Annotated in this window: 30 protein-coding genes and 6 pseudogenes; 22 read left to right on the top strand and 14 right to left on the bottom strand. The window is 67.6% G+C overall.

The genetic code is table 11. The features are described from left to right. Positions 1–3 precede the first annotated feature (3 nt). Positions 4–300 carry a thioredoxin family protein gene (locus GNX96_RS65225; protein WP_390624177.1) on the bottom strand — a complete coding sequence of 99 codons (297 nt, stop codon included), beginning with the start codon at positions 298–300 and terminating at the stop codon, positions 4–6. Between GNX96_RS65225 and GNX96_RS56570 the strand changes: the two genes are divergently transcribed. Further along, positions 221–547 carry a hypothetical protein gene (locus tag GNX96_RS56570; RefSeq protein ID WP_279581937.1) on the top strand — a complete coding sequence of 109 codons (327 nt, stop codon included), beginning with the start codon at positions 221–223 and terminating at the stop codon, positions 545–547. The two genes, GNX96_RS65225 and GNX96_RS56570, sit on opposite strands and share 80 nt — an antisense overlap. On the opposite strand, the gene GNX96_RS30670 is transcribed toward GNX96_RS56570, so the two are convergent. From GNX96_RS30670 to GNX96_RS30650, 5 genes are all read right to left on the bottom strand, one after another. After that, a complete protein-coding gene (locus tag GNX96_RS30670) occupies positions 534–1604 on the bottom strand; it encodes a hypothetical protein (protein ID WP_163571482.1) in 1071 nt (356 codons plus the stop codon). The two genes, GNX96_RS56570 and GNX96_RS30670, sit on opposite strands and share 14 nt — an antisense overlap. Then, the gene (locus GNX96_RS30665; RefSeq protein WP_163571480.1) at positions 1511–2404 is read right to left on the bottom strand and encodes a hypothetical protein; all 894 of its coding nucleotides are present in this window, start codon (positions 2402–2404) and stop codon (positions 1511–1513) included. The genes GNX96_RS30670 and GNX96_RS30665 overlap by 94 nt, the downstream gene beginning before the upstream one ends. After that, positions 2401–3009, bottom strand: a complete 609-nt coding sequence (locus GNX96_RS30660; protein ID WP_163571478.1) for a hypothetical protein — start codon at positions 3007–3009, stop codon at positions 2401–2403. Before GNX96_RS30660 ends, GNX96_RS30665 begins: the two co-directional genes overlap by 4 nt. Positions 3010–3091: 82 nt before the next feature. Then, positions 3092–3793, bottom strand: a complete 702-nt coding sequence (locus GNX96_RS30655; RefSeq protein WP_163571476.1) for an LmeA family phospholipid-binding protein — start codon at positions 3791–3793, stop codon at positions 3092–3094. A 73-nt stretch (positions 3794–3866) separates the two neighbouring features. Beyond that, entirely contained in the window at positions 3867–5339 is a 1473-nt protein-coding gene (locus GNX96_RS30650) for a hypothetical protein (protein WP_163571474.1), read from the bottom strand. Between the two features lie 271 nt (positions 5340–5610). Here GNX96_RS30650 and GNX96_RS30645 point away from each other — a divergent pair. The 10 genes and pseudogenes from GNX96_RS30645 to GNX96_RS30610 all read left to right on the top strand — a co-directional run bounded on the left by GNX96_RS30645 (position 5611) and on the right by GNX96_RS30610 (position 12970). Next, a pseudogene (locus tag GNX96_RS30645) lies at positions 5611–6361 on the top strand (winged helix-turn-helix transcriptional regulator). Continuing rightward, positions 6358–7215: a mycothiol synthase gene (gene mshD, locus GNX96_RS30640; protein WP_163571472.1), complete on the top strand. Its 858-nt coding sequence runs from the start codon at positions 6358–6360 to the stop codon at positions 7213–7215. The pseudogene GNX96_RS30645 and the gene mshD overlap by 4 nt, the downstream one beginning before the upstream one ends. A gap of 390 nt (positions 7216–7605) precedes the next feature. Continuing rightward, on the top strand, positions 7606–8463 hold the full coding sequence (locus GNX96_RS30635; protein WP_279581936.1) for a phosphate ABC transporter substrate-binding protein PstS: 858 nt from the start codon (positions 7606–7608) through the stop codon (positions 8461–8463). Further along, entirely contained in the window at positions 8346–8888 is a 543-nt protein-coding gene (locus GNX96_RS56565) for a type 2 periplasmic-binding domain-containing protein (protein WP_279581935.1), read from the top strand. The genes GNX96_RS30635 and GNX96_RS56565 overlap by 118 nt, the downstream gene beginning before the upstream one ends. Positions 8889–8989: 101 nt before the next feature. Next, positions 8990–9987 (top strand): annotated as a pseudogene (pstC, locus tag GNX96_RS30630) (phosphate ABC transporter permease subunit PstC). Between the two features lie 4 nt (positions 9988–9991). Beyond that, positions 9992–10312, top strand: coding sequence for a hypothetical protein (locus GNX96_RS56555; RefSeq protein WP_279581932.1), 321 nt, complete (start codon positions 9992–9994; stop codon positions 10310–10312). A gap of 120 nt (positions 10313–10432) precedes the next feature. Next, positions 10433–10960, top strand: a pseudogene (gene pstA / locus GNX96_RS56550) (phosphate ABC transporter permease PstA); the annotation flags it as partial. A 153-nt stretch (positions 10961–11113) separates the two neighbouring features. Further along, positions 11114–11890 carry a phosphate ABC transporter ATP-binding protein PstB gene (pstB, locus tag GNX96_RS30620; RefSeq protein WP_163571470.1) on the top strand — a complete coding sequence of 259 codons (777 nt, stop codon included), beginning with the start codon at positions 11114–11116 and terminating at the stop codon, positions 11888–11890. A 9-nt stretch (positions 11891–11899) separates the two neighbouring features. Then, the gene (locus GNX96_RS30615) at positions 11900–12586 is read left to right on the top strand and encodes a phosphate signaling complex PhoU family protein (protein WP_279581931.1); all 687 of its coding nucleotides are present in this window, start codon (positions 11900–11902) and stop codon (positions 12584–12586) included. 228 nt (positions 12587–12814) lie between these two features. Then, a complete protein-coding gene (locus tag GNX96_RS30610; protein WP_163571468.1) occupies positions 12815–12970 on the top strand; it encodes a hypothetical protein in 156 nt (51 codons plus the stop codon). 334 nt (positions 12971–13304) lie between these two features. On the opposite strand, the gene GNX96_RS30605 is transcribed toward GNX96_RS30610, so the two are convergent. Both GNX96_RS30605 and GNX96_RS30600 read right to left on the bottom strand, forming a co-directional pair. Further along, positions 13305–13535 (bottom strand): hypothetical protein, encoded by a 231-nt coding sequence (locus GNX96_RS30605; RefSeq protein WP_279581930.1) that lies wholly within the window; start codon positions 13533–13535, stop codon positions 13305–13307. Next, positions 13528–14124, bottom strand: coding sequence for a TetR/AcrR family transcriptional regulator (locus GNX96_RS30600; protein WP_163571464.1), 597 nt, complete (start codon positions 14122–14124; stop codon positions 13528–13530). Before GNX96_RS30600 ends, GNX96_RS30605 begins: the two co-directional genes overlap by 8 nt. A gap of 50 nt (positions 14125–14174) precedes the next feature. Here GNX96_RS30600 and GNX96_RS30595 point away from each other — a divergent pair, with 50 nt between their 5' ends. Beyond that, complete coding sequence (locus GNX96_RS30595) at positions 14175–15578, top strand: MFS transporter (RefSeq protein ID WP_279581929.1); 1404 nt, start codon at positions 14175–14177, stop codon at positions 15576–15578. Between the two features lie 197 nt (positions 15579–15775). On the opposite strand, the gene GNX96_RS56545 is transcribed toward GNX96_RS30595, so the two are convergent. Beyond that, positions 15776–15919, bottom strand: coding sequence for a hypothetical protein (locus GNX96_RS56545; RefSeq protein WP_279581928.1), 144 nt, complete (start codon positions 15917–15919; stop codon positions 15776–15778). Between the two features lie 384 nt (positions 15920–16303). Here GNX96_RS56545 and GNX96_RS30585 point away from each other — a divergent pair, with 384 nt between their 5' ends. Both GNX96_RS30585 and GNX96_RS30580 read left to right on the top strand, forming a co-directional pair. Continuing rightward, complete coding sequence (locus tag GNX96_RS30585) at positions 16304–16618, top strand: hypothetical protein (protein ID WP_163571458.1); 315 nt, start codon at positions 16304–16306, stop codon at positions 16616–16618. A 97-nt stretch (positions 16619–16715) separates the two neighbouring features. Further along, on the top strand, positions 16716–17432 hold the full coding sequence (locus tag GNX96_RS30580; protein ID WP_279581927.1) for an alpha/beta fold hydrolase: 717 nt from the start codon (positions 16716–16718) through the stop codon (positions 17430–17432). Positions 17433–17539: 107 nt separating this feature from the next. Here the strand turns inward: GNX96_RS30580 and GNX96_RS30575 are convergent, their stop codons facing one another. The 4 genes and pseudogenes from GNX96_RS30575 to GNX96_RS56535 form a co-directional block, all read right to left on the bottom strand. Beyond that, on the bottom strand, positions 17540–18271 hold the full coding sequence (locus GNX96_RS30575; RefSeq protein WP_279581926.1) for an inorganic phosphate transporter: 732 nt from the start codon (positions 18269–18271) through the stop codon (positions 17540–17542). A gap of 25 nt (positions 18272–18296) precedes the next feature. Then, positions 18297–18455: pseudogene (locus GNX96_RS56540) on the bottom strand (inorganic phosphate transporter); the annotation flags it as partial. A gap of 20 nt (positions 18456–18475) precedes the next feature. After that, positions 18476–18943 carry a DUF47 domain-containing protein gene (locus GNX96_RS30570; RefSeq protein ID WP_279581925.1) on the bottom strand — a complete coding sequence of 156 codons (468 nt, stop codon included), beginning with the start codon at positions 18941–18943 and terminating at the stop codon, positions 18476–18478. Further along, positions 18913–19125 (bottom strand): hypothetical protein, encoded by a 213-nt coding sequence (locus GNX96_RS56535; protein WP_279581924.1) that lies wholly within the window; start codon positions 19123–19125, stop codon positions 18913–18915. Before GNX96_RS56535 ends, GNX96_RS30570 begins: the two co-directional genes overlap by 31 nt. Positions 19126–19191: 66 nt before the next feature. Between GNX96_RS56535 and GNX96_RS30565 the strand changes: the two genes are divergently transcribed. The 6 genes and pseudogenes from GNX96_RS30565 to GNX96_RS30545 all read left to right on the top strand — a co-directional run bounded on the left by GNX96_RS30565 (position 19192) and on the right by GNX96_RS30545 (position 24159). Continuing rightward, a complete protein-coding gene (locus tag GNX96_RS30565; RefSeq protein ID WP_163571456.1) occupies positions 19192–19581 on the top strand; it encodes a VanZ family protein in 390 nt (129 codons plus the stop codon). A 198-nt stretch (positions 19582–19779) separates the two neighbouring features. Beyond that, the gene (locus tag GNX96_RS56530) at positions 19780–20463 is read left to right on the top strand and encodes a sigma-70 family RNA polymerase sigma factor (protein ID WP_279581923.1); all 684 of its coding nucleotides are present in this window, start codon (positions 19780–19782) and stop codon (positions 20461–20463) included. Beyond that, complete coding sequence (locus tag GNX96_RS56525; RefSeq protein ID WP_279581922.1) at positions 20460–20753, top strand: sigma-70 family RNA polymerase sigma factor family protein; 294 nt, start codon at positions 20460–20462, stop codon at positions 20751–20753. Before GNX96_RS56530 ends, GNX96_RS56525 begins: the two co-directional genes overlap by 4 nt. A gap of 158 nt (positions 20754–20911) precedes the next feature. Further along, positions 20912–21442: pseudogene (locus GNX96_RS65220) on the top strand (hypothetical protein); the annotation flags it as partial. Beyond that, on the top strand, positions 21441–22052 hold the full coding sequence (locus GNX96_RS65215) for a sodium:calcium antiporter (RefSeq protein ID WP_390624179.1): 612 nt from the start codon (positions 21441–21443) through the stop codon (positions 22050–22052). The pseudogene GNX96_RS65220 and the gene GNX96_RS65215, both read left to right, overlap by 2 nt. A gap of 110 nt (positions 22053–22162) precedes the next feature. Next, positions 22163–24159, top strand: a pseudogene (locus GNX96_RS30545) (ATP-dependent DNA helicase). A gap of 15 nt (positions 24160–24174) precedes the next feature. On the opposite strand, the gene GNX96_RS30540 reads toward GNX96_RS30545, so the two are convergent. Beyond that, positions 24175–25041, bottom strand: coding sequence for an AI-2E family transporter (locus GNX96_RS30540; protein WP_279581920.1), 867 nt, complete (start codon positions 25039–25041; stop codon positions 24175–24177). Positions 25042–25052: 11 nt separating this feature from the next. Here GNX96_RS30540 and GNX96_RS56515 point away from each other — a divergent pair, with 11 nt between their 5' ends. Together GNX96_RS56515 and GNX96_RS30535 are read left to right on the top strand one after the other, a co-directional pair. Continuing rightward, the gene (locus GNX96_RS56515; protein WP_279581919.1) at positions 25053–25469 is read left to right on the top strand and encodes a hypothetical protein; all 417 of its coding nucleotides are present in this window, start codon (positions 25053–25055) and stop codon (positions 25467–25469) included. Positions 25470–25500: 31 nt separating this feature from the next. Then, positions 25501–25842, top strand: coding sequence for a GroES family chaperonin (locus tag GNX96_RS30535; protein ID WP_279581918.1), 342 nt, complete (start codon positions 25501–25503; stop codon positions 25840–25842). The last annotated feature ends 210 nt before the right edge of the window (positions 25843–26052 follow it).

Here is a 26052-nt window from a genome sequence, read left to right as displayed (position 1 = left end):
TAATCACCGCTGCGCAGCGGCTGGCGACCCGCCGGTGGCGGCACTGATCGCAGCCATGACCTGGTCTTTCCGCGGCACCCCGACGGCCCGGCCAAGCTCCTGGCCGGCCGGTCCGAGCAACACCGTGGTGGGCGTGCTGAGCACGTTGAAGGCCCGCACCAACTCCAGGTGGTCGGCCACGTCGACATCCACGTGCCGGACCCGCGGCTCGTCCGCGGAAATGTGGGCGAGCAGCGTACGAGTGCTGCGACACGGCGCGCAAAAAAGTGGACGACACCTGCAAAAGAGTGAGATCGACATCGGCGACGGGCTCGGCGCCAGCCCGGGCCAACAAGTCGCGAGCGATCGCCGGCTCCGGCACCGGTGCCTGCGTTCGTACGCGCACCTGCCCCTGCCGCCGCCGCCGCCAGAGCGCACCGCCAATGACCCCGACGACGAGGACGACGCCGAGGGTGATCGCTCCAGCCAGGCTCATAGCACTCTCCAACACGCGGTTGGCGCCGATCCTTCCCGCCACCTCCGGCCCGGAGTCCTCAGCTGTGACTAAGGTCTCGCGTCCGGCGGCCGCTGCGACGATACCCGCGCGGGCACCACGGCGGGAGCCCCCGGCTCACCAGGGGCCGGTCGGCGGACCACTCCCAGCGGCACCTGGGCCAGCTCGGCGGCGGAGAGTACGCGCTGGTCAAAGCCGTTTTCGGCGGCGCCCTGCAAGCGCGAACGGTGACTGAGCGCGGCCGCTGGACGGGCCCCGATCCCGGGCAGCCCACCGCGCACGGTCCGGCTCGGGAAGGGCTCGGCGGTGGTCCGCGGCGCGGCACCTCGACGGTGTCCACTGGTTGGGACGACATCGGGTGCGACACCGTGTGCTGGCCGCCGTGGTGGGCAAGCGGGCGGTCCGTACGCGCCGGCTCGGGTGTCCCCGGCCGAACCGCCGGCTCCGGTTGGGCGTACCGCTCGACCTTCTCGATCAGCACGGTGATCATCTGGTCGCGCTGTTCGATCGCCTTGTCCCGCTTGCCAATCGCCTCGGCCAGCCGGTTGATCACCGCGTCCCGCTCGTCCAGCCGAGCGAACAGCCGCTCGATCAGCCGATCCCGCTCGACCAGCATGCCGATCATCTGGTCACGGTGCTCAATCGCCTCATCGCGGTTGCCAATCGCGTCGACCAGCTTGTTGATGACGGTGTCCCGCTCGCCCAGTCGGTCCACCAACCGATCCCGCTGGGCGAAACTGGCGATCAGGTGCGCGCCGGTGACCTCTTCCTGGCCTTGGTCGTAGTCGCGCAGGTCCAACTCGCCGTCCGCGAAATCGACATCTATCACGGTGTCGTGCTCGGGATTTTCCACCGTCACCTGGGTTCGCGCGGCATCGGCTGTTTTTTTTTCCAGCCGCGGTTCCGATTCCACGGTCGCCGGCTCGGCTTCGGCTGGCTCTGTCGTTTCGACTGGCTCGGCTTCGGCCGGCTCGACCATTTCAACGGACTCGGCTTTTTCCGCCGGCTTGGCCGCTTTTACGAGATCGACGGCGACGACCGGCTCCGCCGGCCCGGCGGTGGGCTCCAGTGCCTCGACAGTTTCGACCGGAGGCTGGCTTTGGGCGACCACTTCGGCAGGAACAATATTCTCGGGAACACTGTTTTCGGGAACACTGTTTTCGGGAACACTGGGAACCGGGTTTTTTTCGGGATTTCGTCGGCGTCTGGGGCCGAATGCCGCCCGCGCCGGCGCGGCGGGGCCACCACCGGCTCAGCCTCGACTCGTACGTCCACGACCTCCGGCTCGGGGGCCGCCGGCCGCACGTCCGCGACTTCGGCTGCTGCCGCCGGCCGCACGTCCGCGAAATCGCTTTCGGCGGGACGTACGAAATCAGCTTCGGCAGGACGTACGTCCGCCGTCTCAGGGTCGACGGAGCCAACGTCCGTCAGCCGCGGTTCGGCAGACATGGCGCCGAAAGTCGGCAAGTCCACATCGGACTCGGCGAGACGGTCCGGCACTGCAGGCGCGTCCACCGGCCGCTGTGGGCGGGCGAACTCGGTGACGCCTTCGGCCGACACCAACGAGCACGCCAGCCGATAAAGGTCGGAATCGGGATGGTCGGCGATTTTCCGCCACCCCTGAACCGGGTTGCTCATCGCTGAGACCAAGCCAAAATAGTCCGCGTGGCCGACCCGGCCGCCGACCATTTCGGTGAAGAACTGTGACATTCCGTCGAAAGTCAGCGTCGCTGGCAACGTACGAGCGATCGCTTTCAAATCCGCGCTGGAGGCACCCAGCCGGCCGGCGACCCTGCGCCACATGGCCGGGCCGGGGCGGGCGGCGTGCAGGGCCCGCCGCGGACCGATCAGATAGGTCTGTCGGAGCACGTTCTGGGTGTCCTGATTGACATGCCGGGTGGGGACGGTCATCCGGCCGGCTCCAGAAACCCGCAGCGGGACGAGACAATCATCGGCACGGCGGCGGACAGCACGTGCCCGAGTTCCTCGGCGTTGAGCGGCGCGTCCGGCGGCAGCTCCTTCTCGTACCGCAGGACTTCCTCCCACAACGAGGATCCGGTGAACGCACCGCACCAGAACGAATAGACGTCCGGCACGACTTCGAGCAACACGTTGCCGTCTCGGCCGATCCGGAAGACCTCCGGGCGCTCGGCCGAATTTCCCATCCCCTGGGCGCTGGGATGCAGATTGTAGTTGCGCAGTAACTCAAGTGCGGTCCGGCTGCCGGGCTCGAATTCGGCCAGCAACCCGTCCGCGAGCATTCTTTCCACCACGGTTCCAGCGGCCGGCCCGACCAACGCCTCGCAGAGCTCGATCAGCCGGCGGCGGCGGGTGAACTGCAGCCGGGCGTGCGCCTGCACGTCGACGTGCGCGGTCGACCACACCTGGTAGGCATCTCGCGGAAGTCCCGCCGACTGACTACCGACAGTGACTTCGTAGTAGTGGGGCTCCGTACCGCCGTCCGGTCCGAACCGGGGGCCGTTGTCGAACCCGACCGGCACGATGATCGTCGCCACCAGCTGCACTCTCCAAGCTGAACTCCGCGCTGCAATGGGTCACGGTAACAGTGGCGGTGCCGAATCGGGAGATGTCCTGACGTTAGCCAGCCGTAAGGTGCACCTGGCGAGCGCCGGCATCAATGACCAGATTCTGCCCGACCAGCTTGACCGAACTCAGGCGCAGACCGTACGGCAGCTGCGGAGACTTCACGAAACGGGCCAGCTGGCCGGTCAGCGCGTTGCCCGCCGCGGCGGGCAACGGCACGCCGCCGATGGTCAGTTTGGACAGGCTGATGGTCAGCTGGCCGTTGGTCACCCCGACGGTGGCGAGGCCACTGACCACTCCGCCCAGGCCCGCGATCTCGGCCGGCGCGCTGATCCGGATGTTGGCGCCCTCGGCGCTCAGCTTGACCCCGCGCGGGGCCAGCGGCGCGGCGATCCGGGACAGCGGCAGCACCGCGGTGGCATCCACCCGGTCCGCGATGGCGGCCGAGAGCCGCTGGTTGACCACGTCGTTGAGCGGCCAGGTGATGTCCGTCGCGGTCACCGTCAGCGAACTCAGCTGCAGCCCGGACAGCGGCACATCCACGATGTGCGCGTCCAGGCCGGTGTAGTGCCCGCCGATGACCTGGTTGAGAAACGGGAAGCCCTCCAACTGCACGGACTGGACGGTCCCGCCATCTTTGGCCAGCGTGCTCGCCAACTGGGTCTTCAGCCGGTCCTGTGCGTACGAGGCGGAAGCCCGATCAGCCACCACCAACAGGACCACCAGTATCAGCAGGATCACCAGCAGCGCGATCACCCACCGCCGCCCGCGGCGACGCTTGCGTGGCGTACGACATCGACGTCGAACAGTTCACTCAAAGCACCCTCGCTCAAAGAACCACCGCTCCATAAGTCCACGCGCCCAGGATGGTCATCGCCAGCGCCAGGCACGGCCCGAGCAACGGCCGGATGGTCGAGCCGGCGAGCTGTTCACCGGCGGCCAACCGGCCGGCCACCGCGTACGCCTGGCCGAGGTCCAGCAACATGGTGACCAGTCCGACGCCAAGCCCGAGCAGCCCGGCGTACAACGGGCCGATGGCGACCAGCTTCGCCACCAGCACACCCGCGCCAGCGGCGCCGACCGCGCCGATCGCCAGCCCGACCAGGCCGCGCGGCACGCCCGGGGCGATCGCCGGCCGCGGCAGCGCCGCGTCGGTGGCGTGGCTGAGCAGCGCCGCCGCCCCGGCCATCGCGAGGAAGCCGGCCAGCACGCCGGCGCCCTGGTTGCGGACGAGCGCGATCGACGCGCCATAGCCGACCATCGTCACCGTCAGCACCATCGCGGGCCGAAAGCCCCGGTCACCTGCGCGCGCTTTCGGCCGCGGCCGAGCTGCACCAGGATCATCGCGATCCAGGCGATCGCGACCACGCCGACCACCGCCGACAGGTCCGGCCCAGTGCCGGTGCCGGGCATCACGTGGTAGCCGAGGGCGCCCAACGGACCGCCCTGAATCAGCATGAAACCGTCCGCGACCAGGGCCGCGGTCAGCGACACCCCGGCCACTCCCCACCGGTTCGCCGAGTGCCCGCCAAACACCCACACACGGCCGCCACCAGCAGCTGCGCGAGCACCACGACTCCCGTGTACGCCGTCGGGCTGAGCAGGCCGCCACCGGCTCCCAACGCCCCGGCCAGCAACGCGGCCACCACGCCAAGGACGGCCGAAACCGCCCGCGGCGGCAGGCCGGACGGCTGCTCACGCGGCGGCGGGGGGTGACGTCTAACGGCTCCACCTGGTGGTCGTCGTCGTCCAGCAACGAGGCCGGCGGGGTGGTCGAGTGGTAGGCCGGATATTCGTACGGGCTCTGGGCAGCGGCCGGCTGAGCCGGCTCGGATGGCGGCTGAGTGGCCCCGTAGGCGGGCTGGCCATACCCACCCGGGGTCTCGCCCTGGGGGTGGTCCTGATCGTTCGGCTGTTGTTCGTACGGCTGCGGTGGGTACGGCTGCGGTGGGTAGGCAGTGTCGCCGGGCGATCCGTAGCCGTACGCGTTCGGGTCGTACGCGGCCGCGCCTTCGTCGGCGGGCGCGTACTCGGCAACGTCGTACTCGGCAACGTCGTACGAACCAGCAGGCGTGTCGTACGGACCGGCGGAGGCAGCGTCGTATCCGCTGTCTGCCGGCGGGCCCCAGCCGGGAGCGCCGGCCGCCGCGGCGGCGGAGACCGCTGGAGCCGCCGACACGCTGGCCGTCTCGATCCCGCCGTCCATCCCGGCACCGACGCCGTCGGCACTGGCACCACCAGCGGGCCCGCCAGCAGACACTGCCTGGCCGGCCGGTGGGTAGGTCCCCGGGTCCGTACTCATCCCCACGATCGTGCCATGCCAACGGCCCCTCTCCGCCCCCGAGACTTGCCCTTGATGGCCCATCACGGGCAAACCCGGTGGCCTGGATGTCTCATTAAGGACATTGGATGCCTTAACGGACCATCGGTGCCAGAGCTGACGGCAGCACAGGTACCCGGCTACCAGCGGAGAAAACCCTCCGTGATCAACCTCTCGACCACTCGCACGGCCCCATTCGGCCAGATCTCCGATATTCTGCATCGCTACAGGAGAATGTAGGGAGGGGCGAAAAATGGACATTCTCGTCATGTCCGACGACGCACCCGCTGCCGTACTGCCGGCACTGGACCTGCTTGGACACACCACTCGATCGGCTCCGCGTGACGTTCGGTCACTCCTCCACACCACCAGTCCGGACGTGGTCATGGTGGACGCCCGTACGGACATTGCCGGCGCCCGCGCCACCTGTCGGGTGCTCCGGGCCACCGGTCTCAACGTGCCTGCTCGCCGTGCTCACCGAAGGCGGCCTGGTCGCGCTCACCGCGGAATGGGGCATCGACGACCTGATCCTGGCCACCACCGGCCCAGCCGAGGTCGAGGCGCGGCTACGGATGGTGACCGGCCGACAGGCCGAGGACACCACCGGCGACAAGGTGGGCGTCATCCGAGCCGGTGACCTGGTGATCGACACCGCCACCTACGCCGCCAAGATCAAGGGCCGACCGCTCGACCTCACTTACAAGGAGTTCGAGCTGCTCCGCTTCCTGGCCCAGCACCCCGGCCGGGTCTTCACCCGGGACCAGCTGTTGCGCGAGGTCTGGGGTTACGACTACTTCGGCGGCACCCGTACGGTCGACGTGCACGTCCGGCGGCTGCGGGCCAAGCTCGGCCTGGAGTTCGAGACGATGATCGGCACGGTCCGCCAGGTCGGCTACAAGTTCGTCGGCCCGTCCGCACGCGCGCTCCCCCGAAGAAGCACCCGCACCGGTCGTTCGTCGTCTCTAGGAATGCAGACCCGCCCGCGATCATTGCAACGGATATGACAACCGTCGAACGCCCGCCAGCGCTGACCGAAAGCGATGCGTCGGCCGTACTGAACCTGATCGCGGCGGCCACCGAGACGGACCGGTCCGGTCCGCTGTCCGAGGCCGGTCGACTGCGGTTGACCAGTGTCGACGTGGTGCATTTGGTGGTACGCGGCGAGCCCGGCGGCATCGTCGGCTATGCGCAGGTCGACGCGGACGAGTCGGCTGAGCTGGTCGTGCATCCGTCCGTACGACGTGCGGGCATCGGGCGGCGGCTGCTGGTCGCGGCGATCCAAGCCGGAGCGCGGCGGGTATGGGCGCACAACGAGCATCCCGGTGCGCTCGCGTTGGCGGCTTCGCTCGGGATGGAGCGCGCGCGGGTGCTGTGGCAACTGCGCCGGCCGTTGTCTTTGCCATTGCCGGAGCCAAAACTGCCGGCGGACGTACGCGTACGCACCTTCGCCGTCGGCGACGACGACAGTGCCTGGCTGAAACTCAACGCGGCCGCTTTCTCCCATCACCCCGAGCAGGGCGGCTGGACTGAGCAGGATCTGACCGCCAGGTTCGCCGAGCCGTGGTTCGACCCGGCCGGTTTCTTTCTGGCCGAGTCAGCCGCCGGACTCCTGGGTTTCCATTGGACGAAGGCACATTCGCGTACGCTGGGCGAGATCTATGTCCTCGGCGTCAGCCCGCAGGCGCAGGGCATCGGGCTCGCGAAGGCGTTGTCGATCATCGGGCTGGCCTATCTGCGGGACACCGGTCACACCGACGCGATGCTTTACGTCGAAGAGGACAACGAACCGGCCGTTGGTCTTTATCGTCGGCTGGGCTTCGAAAACGCCACCAGCGACGTGATGTTCCAGGTCCGCTGAGCGACTGGATGAACATCGTTGTAAAAGCAGGAGAACTGCTGTCCACTGATTCGTGAATTCCGGCCCAAGATCGTTTTCGAGCGTATTTTTTTTTTCTCAAACCCCCCCCCCCACCCGAGCAAAGGGTGGGGGCCCATTATTACCCGATCGGACGGGCTAATTCCGTCGAAAGGCCGGTTATCCACAGGGGCATTTTTCGGTGGGGCCGGTTCACCCAGGCGCAATGTCCCGTTTTCCGTGATGACCTTCAACACATCGGGTGAAGTTCACTCTCCGTTTACCCTCAGCCGCACCTCGCGCAACCTGGCCTCCCTAACTTTGCGACGACCGGCGGATTCCGCCGGTTCCCGGCAACGCTGCCGGGAACAGCTGCTCTCGGAGGACAAGAACGTGAAGTTGCAGCGGCACGGCGTCTCAGCCTGCCTTCTGGCAGTGACCGCAGCGAGCGCCGTTGCGCTCGCCGGTTGTGGATCGGACAACACCCCCACCGCCAACGCGTCCGGCAGCGCCAGCGCCGGCAGCTCCGACTGCGCCACCGGCCAGATCAGCGCGGAGGGCTCGACGGCCCAGGGCAACGCGATGGACGCCTGGACGCAGGGGTACGGCAAGAAGTGCGGCGCGAGCGTCACCTACAACAAGACCGGCTCGGGCGCCGGCGTCACCTCGTTCACCGCCGGGAAGGTCGCCTTCGCCGGCTCCGACTCGTCCCTGAAGGACACCAACCAGCCGGCCGCCGACAAGCGCTGCGGGGCCGGCAACAAGGCGGTCGACCTGCCGATGGTCGTCAGCCCGATCGCGGTGGCCTTCAACCTGAAGAACGTCAGCAAGCTGACGCTGACGCCGGATGCGGTCGCCAGCATCTTCGCCGGCAAGATCACCAAGTGGAACGACCCGGCCATCGCCAAGTCGAACCCGGGCGTGACGCTGCCGGCGACCACCATCACCACGGTGCACCGGTCGAAGGACTCCGGCACCACCGACAACTTCGCCAAGTTCCTGGACGCGCAGTCCAAGAGCATCTGGACGTTCGGCACCGGCCAGGCCTGGAAGGCCCCGGGCGGCAAGGGCGTACCCGGCTCGGCCGACGTGTGGTCTCCGCGATCAAGTCCACTGACGCTTCCATCGCGTACGTGGATGGCGCCGACGCCAAGAAGAACAGCCTCGTCATCGCCGCGCTGGACTTCGGCCAGGGCGCGGTGGAGCTGTCCACCGACACCATCGGCACCGCGGTCGCGGCCGCCAAGGTGACGCAGACCGGCAGCGACATCAAACTCACCCTGAACTACGGCCTGAAGCAGGCCGGCGCGTACCCGCTGGGCCTCGTGACGTACGAGATCACCTGCCAGAAGGGTCTGCCGGCGGCGCAGTCGAAGCTGGTCAAGTCGTTCCTGACCTACACCTCCAGCGACGAGGGCCAGGACGCGGCGGCCGCGGGCCGGTCACGCCAAGCTCCCCAAGGATCTGCAGACCAAGGTCCAGGCCGCGGTGGCGACGATCAGCTAGTGGTCACAAATCCGACAAACAGCACCGAGTGGTCGTCGCTGACGCGGCGGCCACTCGGTCGTACGAGCTCCAGTCATGGAGCCCCCGGAGCCAAGGCAGGTACGGCAATGCCGGATGACAGTCAGCAACCCGGGCGCGCGCCGCTGTCGGTACGGTACGGGTCGAGGTGACCGAGTCGGCGGCCGAACGCCGAGAGGTGGCCCGCGACATCGCCGGCGAGAGCGGCGTCCTGCCGGTGACCGAGCACGCGCCCGCCCCGACGCCCGCCGAGCTGGCGCCGGCCTCCGCCGTCAAAGTCGCCGATGAGCCCGTACGCACCAGGCTTTCGGACGCCAGGTCGACCAAGCTCGGCGACTCGGTCTTCCGCGGCGTTTCCACCGGTGCCGGCACGCTGATCCTGATCATCATGGCCGCGATCGCGGCTTTCCTGGTCTACAAGGCGATCCCAGCGCTGGGCAAGGACACCGCCAACTTCTTCACCTCGACCGACTGGTTCCCAGACGCGAACGGCCCGACCTCAAAGCCGGCCTTCGGCATCGCCGCGCTGACTTTCCACACGGTTCTCACGTCGATCATCGCGATGGTGGTGGGCCGTGCCGATCGCGATCGGTATCGCGCTTTTCATCACCTTCTACGCACCCCGCCGGATCGCCTCGGCGCTGGGCTACCTGGTCGACCTGCTGGCCGCCGTACCGTCGGTCGTCTTTGGCCTGTGGGGCCTGTTCTTCCTGGCACCGAACCTGGTCGAGGTCAACCAGTTCCTGTCCCACTGGCTCGGCTGGACGGTGATTTTCAACTATCGCCAGGACAGCATTCCGGCGAACCGGTCGGACTTCACCGCCGGACTGGTGCTGGCGATCATGATCCTGCCGATCGTCTCAGCCATCGCCCGGGAGATTTTCCGCCAAGTGCCCACCACGCACATCGAGGGCGCGCTGGCGCTGGGCGCCACCCGCTGGGAAATGATCCGGCTCTCGGTGCTGCCCTTCGGCCGCGCCGGCCTGGTTTCGGCCGCGATGCTGGGTCTGGGCCGTGCGCTCGGCGAGACGCTCGCGGTCGCGACGATCCTTTCCGCCGCGTACAACCCTGAACATCCACATCCTGGAGGACGGCGGCATCACGTTCGCGTCGAACATCGCCTTGAAATACAACGAAGCCGGCGACGTGGGCACCGGTGCGTTGATCGCGTCCGGCCTCTGCCTGTTCGTGATCACCCTGCTGGTCAACTCGGTGTCGCAGCTGATCCTGCGCCGGCAGCAGAAGGGCTGAACCCGTGACCACTGTTCCCTCTGAGCTCCGGGATTCATTGCGTGGCAACAAATTGCCACGCTGGTCGCCGTGGGCGATCGCCGGCGGCGCGATCGTGTTGGTGGCGATCCTGTTCGCCCTCACCGGCAACCGCAGCGCACTCGGTTTCAGCGTACTGGCCGGCGTGATCTTCGCGCTCGCGCTGACCGTCGCGAGCTTCGCGGTGGAAGGCTCCCGGCAGGCTCGGGACCGGCTTTGTACGACCGCCGTCTACACCGCTTTCGTGTTGGCCCGTCGCGCCGCTGCTGTCGATCGCGGTTTTCACCGTCCTACGCGGATACCGTGAGTTGACGCCGACCTTCCTGACCCACTCGATGTTTCTCATCGACCCGGCCAAAGACGGCGGCGGCATTTACCACGCGATCATCGGGACGCTGCTGATCAGCCTGATCACCTGATCACCGCGGTGATCGCGGTGCCCATTGGCATTCTGACCGCGGTCTATTTGGTCGAATACGGGCAGGGCAAACGGCTGGCCCGGGCGATCAGCTTCTTCGTCGACCTGATGATGGGCGTACCGTCCATTGTGGCCGGTCTGTTCATCTACGCTTTCTGGTTGCTGGCACTGGGATTCCAGTTCTCCGGTTTCGCCGGCGCGCTGGCGCTGGTAATCCTGATGTTGCCGGTGGTCGTACGCAACAGCGAGGAAATGCTGAAGCTGGTCCCGTCCGAGCTGCGCGAGGCCTCGTACGCGCTCGGCGTACCGAAATGGCGGACTATTACCAAGGTGGTGCTGCCGACCGCCTTCTCCGGCATCGTCACCGGCATTGTGCTGGGCATCGCCCGCGCGATGGGCGAAACCGCCCCGCTGCTGTTGCTGGTCGGGACAAACCCGAAGATCAACTTCGATCCGTTCAGTCTTTCGCTGACCGACCCGAACCCGAACCCGATGACGACGTTGCCGACGTACATTTTCGAGCAGCTGACCACGGCGGCCGGCAGCACCACCGCGCCGGCGTTCTACCGGGCGTGGGCGGCGGCTCTCGTACTGACTGATCATCATCATCATGTTGTTGAACGCGCTGGCGCGGTTCGCCGCCCGGTTCACCAAGGCCCGCGGCTAGCTACCAGAAGGACAAGAATCGCGATGGCAAAAAGCATCGACGTATCCGATCTGAACGTCTACTACGGCAAGTTCCTTGCCGTTGAAGGCGTTTCGATGACCGTGGAACCGCGGAGCGTGACCGCGTTCATCGGCCCGTCCGGCTGCGGGAAGTCGACTTTCCTGCGGACGCTGAACCGGATGCACGAGGTGATTCCGGGTGCCAGGGTCGAGGGCAAGGTGCTGCTGGACGGCGAGGACATCTATCACAGCTCGGTCGACCCGGTGAACGTACGCCGGACAATCGGGATGGTTTTCCAGCGTCCCAACCCTTTCCCCACCATGTCGATCTATGACAACGTGGTCGCGGGGTTGAAACTTCAGGGCCGGCAACCAAAAAAGAAGCTCGACGAGATCGTGGAGAAAGCGCTCAAGGGTGCCAACCTCTGGAACGAGGTCTCGGACCGGCTGAGCAAGCCCGGCGCTGGCCTGTCCGGCGGCCAGCAACAGCGGCTGTGCATCGCCCGCGCGATCGCGGTCGAGCCGCAGGTGCTGCTGATGGACGAGCCGTGCTCGGCGCTGGACCCGATCTCCACGCTCGCGATCGAGGACCTGATCAGCGAGCTGAAAGAGCGCTACACGATCGTCATCGTCACACACAACATGCAGCAGGCGGCGCGGGTCAGCGATCGTACGGCGTTTTTCAACCTCGCCGCGGTCGGCAAGCCCGGCAAGCTGATCGAGATGGCCGACACCCAGAAGATCTTCACCAACCCTTCCCAAAAAGGCACTGAGGACTACATCACCGGGCGCTTCGGATAAAGTGCGCAGGTGGTCCAGCGCAGTGAGTTTCTGGTTCAGATCGCGGACGTCCGGTCCACTCTCGTACGCATGACGGGACTGACCCGGGACGCGATCTCGGACGCCAGTGCCGCGCTGCTGACCGTGTCGATCGACCCGGTCCCGCGAGTGCGCGACCTCCGCACGGAGATCAGCGCGCTCGCGGCCGCGGTCGAGCACGACGTTTATGTCGTGTTGGCCATGCAGCAGCCGGTCGCGAGCGACTTGCGTACGGTGCTGGCGGCTCTGCGGTCGGCCGCGAATCTGCATCGGATGGGCGTGCTGTCGTCGCACCTCGCCACCATTGCCGAGCGCCGATATCCGGCGCCGGCCGTCCCGGCCGAACTGCTCTCGGTCATCACCGACATGGCCGACGTGGCCGAGCGGCTCATCCTCAAGGCCGGCTCGGTGGTCGCCCGACTGGACGCCACCCTGGCCGCCGAACTCGTCGCGGACGACGACGCGATGGACGCGTTGCACCGCAAACTTTTCCTGATACTGCTCAACAACTGGTCCCATGGCGTGGCGGCGGCCATCGACACGACCCTGATCAGCCGCTATTACGAACGCTTCGCCGACCACGCCGCCTCCATCGGCGAGGAGGTCCGCTACCTGGTCAGCGGCGAACGCCCGCCGCTGGATTCCGGCGACGACCCGTGGTTCGACACCGTCAGCTAGTGTCGTGCGCCCCGACACGCTGGCTCAGGCGCCCCCGGCAAAGTCGGATGTTCGGTGGTGGGTGCTCGGCCGAGGACTTGTCCACCTTTTGGCGGTGGGAGACGGGTTTCTCCGTCCCCCGCGCGGGCGGCCCCTGCGAACCGCGGTGGCGGCTCGCCGAGTGACACAACATTGGTGGCGCTCGGCGAGTGACGCAGTGATGCGCCACTGGGCACCGAACGCTTTGGGGTGGCGTTCGGCGAATGCCACACTTTTTTCGTGCCGCTGGACGGCCACCAGCTCATCGACCGCAGCACAATGTCCCGCACTCGACGTCGACTGCGGGATATTGTGCCGCACTCGACACCGAGCGCCGCGAACTTGACGCTGCTGTCGTCGTCTTAGCAGCGAAACGCCGAGACCGGCCACGACCGTGTCGGAGCCCAACACGCCGAGTGGGGCGCGAAATTGTCGTACGTGTCTGTTTTTCTTTCCCCCTCCCTTTGAACGGGCGGGGGGGTGGGTCGAGAGGTGGACCTTAATTTTTCGTTGAACATTGGTCCTCGAACCCGCCCCCCACCCGTCACTGGGTGGGGGCAAATCTGTCGGAGGGGTACGACAGTTTTAAGCCGCACCCTATGTAAAGGAGTCGGGTGGTAGGTGGTGGCTGCTCGAGCGGGGGTCGCCTCCCGTACGCCGCCCTGGGGGAACTCGACGTTGTCGTGCGAGTTCGCCAGGGTCAGTCAGGGTGCAGGGGATCGTCGGGAGTCCGCATCGGCACCATGCGTTCCTCGTAGGCCTCGGTCTCGAACCGGAACTCCCGGATGGCCGGGTGCCAGATTTCCTCGATCGGGCTGAGCACGCTGCTGCCGACGCCGCGTCGCCGGACGCGGCGGGCCAGCCAGACGAGGCCTCCCATCATGACCGCGAGGAAAACACTCCAGACCGCGATCGCCACCACGTCACCCATCAGTGCCGGCCGGCGGGAAAATCGCCCGTACGACACCGGCCGTGATAGCGGCCGCGTCGACGGACGGGTCGATCGCCCGCCGCAGGGCGAGGCTGCCGGCGAGGCCGGCCAGCATGGCGACTACCTGCGGCAACGGCATGACCGGGCGTACGTCCAGACGTACGCACAACTGGGTCAACGACTCGACGATCAGTGCTTCGCGTTCGCGTTGCGCGCCGACGATCGCGGCGGCGATTTCCGGCCGGCCGGCGGCCGCGGCCAGGAACTCGGCGGACACCTGGATCCACTGCACCGCCACCCCGTCGAGCGGACTCAGCGCCGCGACCAGTTCCTCGCGGCTGGACACTCCGTCGAGCAGCTCCCGCAGGCCGGCGAGCTGCGCGTCGGCCTGACCGTCGACGATCGCCTGCCACAAGCCCTCCTTACCGCCGAAATGCTTGTAGACAGCGCCACGCGTGTAGCCGGCCTCAGCGGCGATCTCCTCGACAGTGGTGGCCAGGAACCCGCACCGCAGGAAAACGGCCAGACCGACGTCCAGCAGGGCCTGATGGGTCCGCCGCTGTTGCTCAACACGGGTTAGTCTGGACACTCAGTAACACTCCGTTTCTAGAAACAAGACGTTACCAGGAAATCGGGTTGGTGGATGCGACCAGGTCCGGAAGGCTCGTACGGGTGACCGACCTCCGCCCGCCGCCAGGACGCTTTCGCCAGGTCCTTGCCGGCGCGTACGGCGGACTGCCGCGGGCGTTCTGGGTGCAGTGGACCGGCATGCTGGCCAACCGGCTCGGCACCTTCGTACAACCGTTTCTGGCTCTCTACCTGACGGTCGCGCGCGGCCTGACCATTGCGCAGGCCGGCGTCATCCTGGTGATTTATGGCGTCGGCAGCTTGATTGGGCCGCTGTTGGGCGGGCTGCTCGCCGACCACCTGAACCGCCGGGTCGCTCTCGGCGGCTCCATGGTCGTCTCCGCGGCCACACTTATGGCACTGGGAGCGGCCTCGACGACGCCCACCATCGCGATCACCGCCTTCGCCGCCGGGATGGCCGCCGATCTCTATCGGCCGGCTTCGGGCGCGCTGATCGCCGACATCGTGCCCGTCAGCCAGCGCGCGCGGGCGTACGGGCTGCTGTTCTGGGCCAACAACCTCGGTTTCGCGGTCGGCGCGATGGCTGGCGGGTGGCTCGCCGAGCGCGGCTACGGCCTGCTCTTCGTTCTCGACGCGGCCACCTGCCTGGTCTTCGGAGCATTGATTTTCTTCGCTACCAAGACAAACACCCGCCCGAAGCCGGCGGCACACGAGCCTGCGGTCGGCTATCGGACAGCCCTGCGTGATCCACTTCTGCTCGGCATGCTCGGGTTGACGGCCCTGTACGCGACCATCTACACGCAGGCGGACGTGACGCTGCCGCTGACCATGCACGGCGCTGGACTCTCGGCGGCCTCGTACGGCATCGCCCTCGCCGTCAACGGCGTGCTGATCGTCGTGCTGCAGCCGTTCGCGACGGCGTGGCTGAGCCGCTTCAACCAGATGCGCGTGCAGGCCGCGTCCGGCGCGCTGCTGGGCGTTGGCTTCGGGCTGACCGCGCTCGCGCACTCCCAATGGGCCTTCGTCGGCTCGGTGGTGGTGTGGACGATCGGCGAGCTGGGGTACCGCCGGCTTCGCGCAGTCCCTGATAGCCGATCTCGCCCCGACCACCGCGCAAGGCCGCTACCAGGCGCTTTTCAACCTCAGCCGAAGCTCGGCGTACATTCTCGCGCCGGCCGCCGGCACCACTGCTTTGAGCGTCTTCGGGCCGGCCGGCCCGTGGATTGGCTGCCTGGTCAGTGGCCTGGTGCTGGCCGCCGGCTACCTCGTACTGGCCCGCCCAGTCCTGCACCGGCGAGCAGCCGCCACCCGGACGACCGCGGCCATCGCCTGACCACAGATCTATCCGCTACGGCGCGAAACTGTCGTACCCACACTGTTTTCTTGCCCCCACCCAGTGATCGGGTTGTTATCTCGCAGGACATCGGTGACAGTTCTGCATCAGGACATCGGTGACAGTTTCGTGGTGGTTGGTGGTGACACTTGGCCCCGGTTGAACGGCCCCAAAGTCGATCCCCGACGGCCCAAACCCGACCGTCCCAGACCCCACGACCAGCCCGCCTACAAGCTCGCAGCCCCGGCCTACGACGCCCGAGGACACCCGCGTGATGCGGGCTGTGTAGAACGGGCAGCGTCCGGCTGCGCAAGGTCACCTACCTGGTCGACGGCCGCCGCGCGGCCGGGACGTCATCGTCGTCCAGGACGCCACCGCCATCACCGACATGCAGGGCACCACCCGCATCCAACACAGCCCAGCAGCACCCGGTCGCACCTACGTCGGCAACGGACAACTCCACGACCGACGCCCAAAACGATCGAACCGTCACCAATGTCCTGACACACCGATCGTCACCGATGTCCTGATGCAAAACCGTCACCGATGTCCTGAGACATCACACCCAGTGATCGGGTGGGGGGTGGGTTTGAGGACGCGCGCGAGACATTTTTTCGCGAGTGAGGCCGAGTGCCGTTCGCCGCTCCCCAGCCCCGCTGGCAACAGGCCCCACTCACCTGACCGAGGCTGCGGCGTACGCAAATCTACGTACGAACAGTGTCGCCGCTGCTCGGATGGCGCGGCCCGGTCTCGCGTCGAGTATGGAGGGCACCTCGACCCAAGGAGTCACGATCGTGCCCGCTTACCTGTCCCCCACTCGCATCACCCTCATCACCGCCTGGTCGCCATGGCGATCGCCGTCCCGCTCGAAGTCGCCGGCGGCGTGCCGGGCTTCCCGACGATCCCGCCGGCCATCCCGATCTCGCTGGTCGCAGCGCTTCTGATCGGAGTCCTGCGATGGAAGTGGGCGCCAATTCTGGGCCTCTTCGTTGGCCTTTTCATGTTGGTTGGTTTCACCCTCAGCGGCGGCTACGTCCGACTGCCGACCGCCGGAACCCTGCTGGGGACCAGCGGAGTGTGGCTTTACGTCCTTGGTTTCGTGGTGACGATCCTGGCCTCCATCGCCGCCCTCAACCAGGCTTTTCGTCGGAAGACCACCTGACGGCGTACGAGAGGTCGTCCGCGAGCCGGACGATTCCTCCCGATGCCCAGGAGCAGCATGAACCTGAAGGCCAAGCCATCTCCGGAGAGGGCATCTCATGTCGACGTTGGACGTTCCCGGTGCGCGCCTGCACTACGAGATCCGCGGGTCGGGTCCGCTGCTGGTGATGATCGGGGCGCCGATGGACAGCAGCGGCTTCGCGGCGCTGGCGCCGCTGATGTCCGGTGACCACACGGTCGTCACGTACGATCCGCGCGGCACCGGCCGGAGCGCCCGCGAAGACCCGACCTCGGACGTCACCGCCGACCTGCTGGCCGATGACGTACACCGGCTGCTGACGGCGCTCGGCGACGAACCCGTCGACGTACTGGGCAGCAGCGGCGGAGCGGTCACCGGGCTGGCGCTGGCGACGCGGCACCCGGACCAGGTGCGTACGCTCGTCGCGCACGAGCCGCCGGTGGTGGACGTGCTGCCCGACCGCAAGGAGGTGCGGGCGGCGATCTTCGACCTGGTCGAGCTTTACCACCACAAGGGACCGGCGGCGGCGACGCGCGAATTCATGGCGCTGACCGGCATAGACATGGGCCCGGCGGGCGACGTCACCGCGGACGCGCCAGATGACGGCGAGGATCTCTTCTTCGCGCACATGCTTCGTACGATCACTGGCTACGCTGTTCGATATCGCCGCTCTGAAGGCGATCCCGACGCAGGTCGTCGTGGGTGTTGGGGCAACGTCGAAAGGACAGCTCGCCAACCGTACGGGCGCGGCCCTTGCCGCGGCGCTGGGCAACGCGCCGGTGGAGTTCGCGGGTGACCACGTCGGTTTCGCGCTGGAGGCGGAGGAATTCGTCCGTACGCTCCGGGGCCTGCTCGCCGCTCGCACTCAGACGAAGAGGGCCGACACCCCGTAAGCGGCAGCAGCTACCGCGCCGGCGGCGGGAAAAACGTGAGCACCCAGGCGGTGATGATGTTGCCGGCGACGCCCCAGCGGACAGCCGAGATCCGCTTGGTGGCGCCGACGCCCATGATCGCGGAGGTGATGGTGTGGGTGGTGGAGATCGGCGCGCCGAAGCCGATCGCGGCCACGTAGAGGATCACCGAAGCGGTCACCTCGGCGGCGAAACCCTGCGGCGGACCGAGCTCGATCACCTTGCGACCAAGCGTACGCATGATCCGCCAGCCACCGGCGTACGTACCGGCCGACAACACCGCGGCGCAGACGAAGAAGACCCACAGCGGAATCGAGCTCCCAGTCTGCAGGCCACCGACCTGCAGGGCGAGCACGACGATGCCCATGGTCTTCGCGGCGTCCTGCATGCCGTGCCCGAAAGCCATCCCGGCCGCCGAGCAGGTCTGTGCCCAGCGGAAGCCGCGGTTGAGTTTGCCGGGGTTCTTATGGCGGAAGATCCAGTAGATCGCCAGCATCACGAAGTAGCCGGCGATCACCCCGACGATCGGCGAGATGACCATCGGTATGACGACCTTGTCGATCACGCCGGCCCACAACACCGTTGAGCTGGCCGCGATCGCGGCGCCGACCATGCCGCCGATAAGCGCATGCGATGAGGATGACGGCAGACCGAAATACCAGGTGATCAGGTTCCAGGCGATCGCGCCGATCAGCGCGCGCGAAGACCACCAACAGACCGGCACCGCCGGTGTGCAGGCCGATGCCGCTGCCGACGGTCGCGGCCACCTTTGCTCCGAGGAATGACCCGAGCAGATTGCCCACCGCGGCCAGCACCAGGGCGGCTCGCGGGGTAAGCGCCCGGGTGGACACCGAGGTGGCGATCGCGTTCGCCGCATCGTGGAACCCGTTCGTGTAGTTGAACGCCATCGCGACCAGGATCACGCCTATCACCGGGATGACCACCGGTTCAGGACTCCTTGACAGCGATGGTTTCGACCGTGTTCGCCACGTGCTCGAAAGCGTCCGCGGCGGCCTCCAGCTCGTCGGCGACTTCCTTGAGCTTCATGACCGTCAGCGCGTCGTACTCGCCGGAGAAGAGGCGTACCAGCAGCATCCGGTATGCCCGGTCGCCCTCGTTTTCCCAGCCGGTTGACCTCGATCCAGTACGGCTCGAGGTCACGCATGCTCTTGAGCCGGCTCATCGCCTGCAGCGTCTGGTCCGCGCTGGCGATGAGCACCTCGATCAGCTCGTGCATCTCCCGCGGCAGAGACGGCAGTTTGGACAGGCCGTAGAGGTAGATCAGGTTGCCGACCGCCTCCATGTGGTCCATCACGTCGTCCAGCTGCGACCCGAGCTGGTAGATGTCCTCGCGATCGAAGGGCGTCACGAAAGTCGAGTTGAGCGTCCGCAACATCCGGTGCGTGACGTCGTCGTTGTTGCGTGCTCGGTGTCGACCAGCCGGTCCGAGATCGACTGGTGGTCGGCGTCCGGCAGGCTCAGCTCGGACAGGATCGCCGCGCCTTTGACCAGGTTGTCGGCGGCCTCCTTGAAGAAGTCGTAGAACTCGTCCGCTCTGGGCCGCAGGTTGAAGCGCACGCAATTCCCCTCGCCGACGTCTGTTCGTAACCGATCATTAGTCCGTTTGGCATAGTAGGAACAACTATGAGACCCGACGCCACCGGCACCCCAACCCGTCCCGCCACGTCGCGTTGGCGTCCTGGTTCGTCCCTATCTCGGGCCACTTTCGCGCTGGCGGTCCTGATCACGATGGTGATGCTCTTCTCGCCGGCCTCGGATGTGCCGAGCGGCCCGGCCGGCAGCGACAAGGTCGTGCACATCATGATGTTCGTCGTCCTGCTGTTGGTCGGCGCGTACGCCCGCATCCCGCTGCGCTTCCTGGCGCCGATCCTGGTCGCGTACGGCGGCATCGCCGAGGTCATCCAGGGCCAGATCGGCCGCGACGAGGACTTCTGGGACTGGTTCTGCGACTCGGTGGGCGTCGTGCTCGCGGTGCTCGTCGTTCTCTACGCCCGTACACGCCGCCGTCCCTGAGAACACCCGGTGCGGCGCGAAATTGTCGTACGTGTCTGTTTTTCTTTCCCCCTCCCTTTGAACGGGCGGGGGGTGGGTCGAGAGGTGGACTCTAATTTTTAGTTGAACATTGGTCCTCAAACCCACCCCCCACCCGTCACTGGGTGGGGGCGATTTTTTCGGGGTGGGTACGACAGTTTCGCGCCGCACCTGGTTTTAGTGGACACAGAGGGCGATTCGACCGGTGGGGTGGGGGACGATGACGATGAGGGTGTGCCGGTCATCGCAGCGACGGAGTTCGAGTCCCACCGCCGACACCTGTTCGGGGTCGCCTACCGGATGCTGGGCAGCGCCGCGGACGCCGAGGATGCCGTGCAGGAGACCTGGCTGCGGCTGCGGCGTGGCGACCAGGCCGAGATCCTCGACCTGCGGGCCTGGCTCACCACCGTCGTCAGCCGGATCTGCCTCGACCAGCTGCGGTCGGCGCGGGTACGGCGAGAGGCCTATGTCGGGCCGTGGCTGCCTGAGCCGATTGTCACCGCGGCGCCGGACGACGGCCTGCACCCGGTGGGCGGGCCGGATCCGGCGTCCGCGATCGAGCTGACCGAGTCCGTACGGATGGCCCTGCTGGTCGTGCTCGAAGAGCTGTCCCCAGAGCAGCGGGTCGCTTTCGTGCTGCACGACATCTTCACGGTGCCCTACGACAACGTTGCCGAAACGCTCGGTTGCAGCGTGCCGGCGGCCCGCCAGCTGGCGTCCCGGGCGCGCCGGATCGTGGCCGACGCCAAGCCGCCCGAACGGGCCCCGCAGCACCAGCAGCGGCGGGGGTGGCGGAGGAGTTCCTTCGCGCGTGCGCGACTGGTGATCTGCGTACGCTCACCGAGCTGCTGCATCCGGACGTGATCGCGCACGGCGACGGCGGCGGTCTCGCGCCGGCCGGCCGCGGCCCGGTGGTGGGGGCGGAGAAGGTGGCGCGGCTGCTGGTAGGGCTTTTCAAGAAATACACCGAGGGGGCGACCATCAAACCCATCGGCGTCAACGGCGACCTCGGCATGCTGGTCTTCGGCCCGTCCGTACCCACCGATGTGACCACCTTCGCACTCGACGAGTCCGGCCGGATCATCGGGATTTTCAACCAGGTGAACCCAAACAAGCTGCGAGGCGCCGGAGTGGTCGAGCAGCTGCGCGGCTGAGTGGGCGACCACACATGCTCGTCTTCGCATCCAGGCGCTATAGTTGACAGCCGAAGGGGAGTAGTCCCCCGTCGGTCGTCGACATGATCCGGACCCCGCGGTCCGGCGGTGGCCGGGCCCCGTGATCGGGGTGGACGAGACCTTCGACCACAGGTGAAGTGCATCGCCTGGTCGGTCGAGGTCTCGATGTCGCGGACCTTGGGCGCGGCCGCCGCGATGCGGGGAGGACACCCTGCGTGTTGCATCTCGTCGCGCTCGCCGCCTGCGCGGTGGCGGTCTATCTGGCGTGCGAATGGTTCGTCAACGCAGTCGAATGGCTCGGCCCGCGGCTGCGACTGGGCCCGCTGGCAGTCGGCACCGTACTAGCCGCTTTCGGTACGGCCCTGCCAGAAAGCGCGGTCACGTTCGTGGCCGCGGTGCTGGGCGGATCACCCGCCCAGAAGGACATCGGCGTCGGAGCCGCGATGGGCGGCCCACTGGCGCTCGCGACGGTCGCCTACGCGGTCACCGGGTGGATGCTTTTCACCAAGCCGCGCAATGCCAGCCAAGTCGATGCCGGCCACATCGACACCGTCAAGCTGGCCCGGGACCAGACCTGGTTTCTCGTTATCTTCGTGGTAAAAGTCGTCCTCGGACTGGTGACTTTCGCTTTCAAGCCGTGGCTCGGCATCGCGATGTTCGCCGCTTATGCGGTCTATTTCATTTCCGAGATCCGTTCCTCACGCGACGACAAGAGCGTCGTACAAGAGGACCCCTCGCCCCTGCTGCTGCAGCGTCGGCGCGCGCCGACCGGCCACGTGGGCGATCCTCGTACAAGCCATCGGTACGCTCGTGATCATCCTGGTCGCGTCACAGTTTTTCGTACGCCAGCTGGAATCCGCCGCCACCCTGCTGGGCCTGCCAGCCGCGGTCACCGCGCTGCTGCTGTCCCCGGTCGCCACCGAACTGCCGGAGATCATGAACGCGATCATCTGGGTACGGGCCGGGAAATCGCAGCTCGCGCTGGCGAACATCTCGGGCGCGATGATGATCCAGGCGACCGTCCCGAGCGGCATCGGCCTGCTCTTCACCCCTTGGCGACTGGACGCGCCGCTGCTGGTGTCAGGACTGATGACGATGGCCGCGATTGGCTATCTGTTGGTGGTGCTGCGGCGCGCGCCGCCTCTCTCCAGCCAGCCACCCTGTCCGTCGCTGGCGTCTTCTACCTCGCCTTCGCCGCGCTGCTCATCCCCGCGTTGGCGGCTTCCTGAGCGACTCAGAGAACGGACAAAATGGCGAATGAGGGTCACCAGTGGATAACTGTCGAGGACCGTCGGGCGGCAGCGGTAGCGTCTGTTGTCGTGTCCAAGGCCGCTGAGTCCCAGTCCACCCCGCTCCGAGCCGACGTTCCCGATCCGGATGTCGCCCGGGTGCTCGATGCCGCCGTCTCGGCGGTGCCGGGCGGGGTCGCCCGGCCGGGGCAGCAACGGATGGCCGCGGCGATCGCGACGGCCATCGAATCGGGCGAGCACCTGCTGATCCAGGCCGGCACCGGGGCCGGGAAGTCGCTCGGATACCTCGCGCCGGCGCTGGCCTCCCACCGGCGGACGGTCGTGTCGACGGCGACCTTGGCATTGCAGGCCCAACTGGTCAGCGAGGACCTGCCCAGGCTCGCCGACGCGGTCGCGCCAGTGCTCGGCCGGCGCCCCCAGCTACGCGGTGCTGAAGGGCCGGCATCATTACCTGTGCCTTGCCCGGCTGGAGGCGTCCCGGGTCGAAGAGCAACAGGAACAGGACGGGCTGTTCGACGACGGCCCGAAGTGGGTGGCCGCGGCGGGCCGGCTGGCGGCGCAGATCACTCGGGTACGGGACTGGGCCGACCAGACCGAGACCGGTGACCGGTCGGAGCTGGATCCAGGCGTGGACGACATGGTCTGGCGGACCGTCTCCACCCCGGCCCGGGAGTGCGTCGGCGCGATGCGCTGCCCGTTCGGCGCCGAATGCCACGCCGAGGCGGCCCGCCAGCGGGCCCGCGACTCGGACATCGTGGTCACCAAACCACGCGCTGCTGGCGGTGGACATGGCGATGACCTTCGACGGCGAGCGGCGCATCCTGCCCGAGCACGAGCTGCTGATCATTGACGAGGCGCACGATTTGACCGACCGGGTCACCTCCGCGGCGCAAGCCGAGTTCTCCGCGGACGCGCTGGCCCGGGCCGCCAAGCGGGCTGGCCACTACTTTGGGTCCCGCGAGGTGGAGCGGCTGGACGACGCCGCCGAGGCGCTGCGTACGTCTCTGGACGCCCATCTGCCCGGCCGGATGCCAGCGGTCCCCGAGGGCGTCAGAGCGGCCGTGCTGCTCGCCGAGGAAGCCTGCCAGTCCGGGCTCCGCGGCATTGGCAAGGTCGGCGCCGATGACGCCGACCTGGCCGGCAAGCACCAGGCCAAAGCGAGCCTGCAAGTGCTGGTGGAGACCGCCCAGCGGCTGCTGCTGGAGTCCGATCAGGACGTGATCTGGCTGTCGACCGACGACCGCGGCAAGCGGTCCCTGGTGGTGGCTCCGCTGAGCGTGGCCGGACTGCTCGGCCGCGAGCTGTTCCGGGACCGGGTGGTGGTGGCCACCTCGGCCACCCTCGCGCTGGGCGGCCAGTTCGAGACGGTCGGCCGGTCGCTTGGGCTGCCCCGACAGCAGGACGCGCCAGCCGCGCCAACCAAGGACGACAACGAGGACGGGCCGCCGCGCTGGCACGGCGAGGACGTTGGTTCCCCGTTCGACTACCCACGGCAGGGCATCCTCTACGTCGCCGCGCACCTGCCGCGGCCCGGCATGTCCGGGCTGTCCGACGGCGCGGCCGAAGAGCTGGTGAAGCTGGTCCAAGCCGCCGGCGGTCGTACGCTCGGGCTGTTCTCGTCCCGCAAGGCGGCCGCGGCCGCCGCCGAGATCCTGTCCGACCGGACCGATCTGCCGATCCTGCTGCAGGGCGAGGATTCATTGCCGTTGCTGGTCCGCAAGTTCAAGGAGGACCCGGCCACCTGCCTGCTCGGCGTGATGTCGCTCTGGCAGGGCGTCGACGTGCCCGGCCCGGCCTGCCAGCTGGTGGTCATCGACCGGCTGCCCTTCCCGCGCCCGGACGACCCGCTCACGTCCGCCCGAGCGGCCGCGGCCGCGGTGGACTCCGCCGGCGGCTCCGGCTTCTCGGCTGTGTCGGTGCCGATCGCGGCGATCCGGCTCGCCCAGGGCGCCGGCCGGCTGGTGCGTACGAGCGACGACCGCGGCGTGGTCGCCGTGCTGGACCCGCGGCTCGCGACCCAGCGTTACGGGACGTATTTGCGCCGCTCGGTCCCACCGTTTTGGTATACGACGAAACAGGAGACCGTGCTCGCCGCCCTCCAGCGGCTGAGCGTCGACGCGGCCGCCTCCTCCTGACGTAAGGGGGACGGGCTACGCGGCGCTCTCGCCGATCGCGAGGTCTTTGGTGCCTGGCGGCGGCTGGGCTTTACGCGCCTTCCTGGACGCCAGGCTTCGTACGGCCGTGTTGGCCACCGCGAGCAGCGGCACCGCGACCAGGGCACCGATGATGCCGGAGATCACCAGGCCGGCGGCGATCGCCAGGATGACCGCGAGCGGATGCAGTGAGACCGCCCGGCCGAGCAGGAACGGCTGCAGGATGTGGCTTTCCAGCTGTTGCACGCCGACCAGGATCGCCAGCACGATGAGCGCCGCGATCGGGCCCTTCGCGACCAGTGCGACGACCACGGCGACCGAACCAGAGATGAAGGCGCCGACCACCGGCACGAACGCGCCAATGAAGATCACCGCGGCCAGCGGCAGGGCCAACGGCACGCCAAGAATGCCGACACCAACACCGATAAAGAACGCGTCGACGAAGGCCACCAGAACAGTCGCTCTTACGTACGCGTGCAAGGTCTTCCAGGACTGCACACCGGCTTCGCGGACCGGCTCGATCGCCTTGCGAGGCAGCAAGTGAGTCAGGAATCGCCAGATGTCGGCGCCGTCGCGGAGCAGGAAGAAGGTCGTGAACAGCACGATGAACAGGCCGCTGACCAGCTCGGTGACCGTCGTGGTGGCGGTCAGCGCGCCGCTGGCGATGGTGGCCTGGTTCTCGGTGAGGGTCTTGCCGATGTTGTTCACGACCGCGTTGATCTGCGACTGCGACATGTTCAGCGGCGGGCTGACCAGCCAGTGCTTGGCCTCGCTGATGCCGGTAGTCACGTTTTCGGTGAGGCCTGGAAGGCCATTCAGGAAGGCCTGCACCACCCCGTAGATCACCGCCGAGACTCCAGCCACCCCCACCGACCATGACCACGGCGGTAGCCAGCGACTTGGGCAGGCCGTGCCGGCGGAGCCAGGCCACCGGGCCGTGCAACAACGCGGCCAGCAACAGCGAGATCGCGAACGGGATGACAACGACCGACAGGATGCCGATCAACTGGAGCAGCACGAAGATGGCCGCTCCGATGACCAGCAGCCGCCAAGACCAGGCCCCGGCGATCCGTACGCCCAACGGCAGCTCGAGCTCAGCAGGCGGCGCCGTGTCGGTGATCTCGTGGTCGATGGTCTCCGGCGACGCGGAGACCGAGTGCTCGGCCGGGTCCGCGGCCGGCGCCGGCCGCGGGTTGCTGCGCCGCAAACGCTCCCACCAGTTCGGCACCGTTGCCCACCATCCCCTTCGTTGGATCCCCACCGTATCGGGTGACGATCCCCGCCGGCCGTAGGTGCCGGTCAGGCAGGCTAACGTGTGCAGCCGTGGACGCTGGGAGTACGGACATCGACGGAGCGCTTCCGATCCGGCTGCTGCACGACCGGGTGCTGGTACGCCGCGACGGCGGCGAAGGCGAGCGCCGTTCGACGGCCGGCATCGTGATCCCGGCGACCGCCTCGGTCGGCCGCCGGCTCTCGTGGGCGACCGCGGTCGCGGTCGGCCCGGCCGTACGGAACATCGAAGACGGCGACCGGGTGCTCTTCGACCCGGACGAGCGCGCCGAGGTTGAGCTGCACGGCAAGGAGTTCGTGCTGCTCCGCGAGCGCGACGTGCACGCCGTCGCGGCCAGCCGGGTCGAACCCGGGTCTACCGGCCTCTACCTGTAGAAACTCCCCTTCCCAGCGAACCGCTGCCGGGTGGTTCGGTGCCCTGTGGACCAGCCAGCCGTGGGGGATGGCCTACGGCTTTACCCAGGGTGCGGCGTGAAACTGTCGTACCCACCCCGAAAAATCGCCCCCACCCAGTGACGGGTGGGGGGCGGGTTCGAGGACCAATGTTCAACTAAAAATAGGACGTCTACCTCTTACCCACCCCCC

Origin of the sequence: Fodinicola feengrottensis, assembly GCF_010993775.1 — a bacterium.
Classification (GTDB): domain Bacteria; phylum Actinomycetota; class Actinomycetes; order Mycobacteriales; family HKI-0501; genus Fodinicola; species Fodinicola feengrottensis.
The sequence above is the reverse complement of the archived record's forward strand: the minus strand, read 5'-3'. Positions and strand labels throughout refer to the sequence as shown.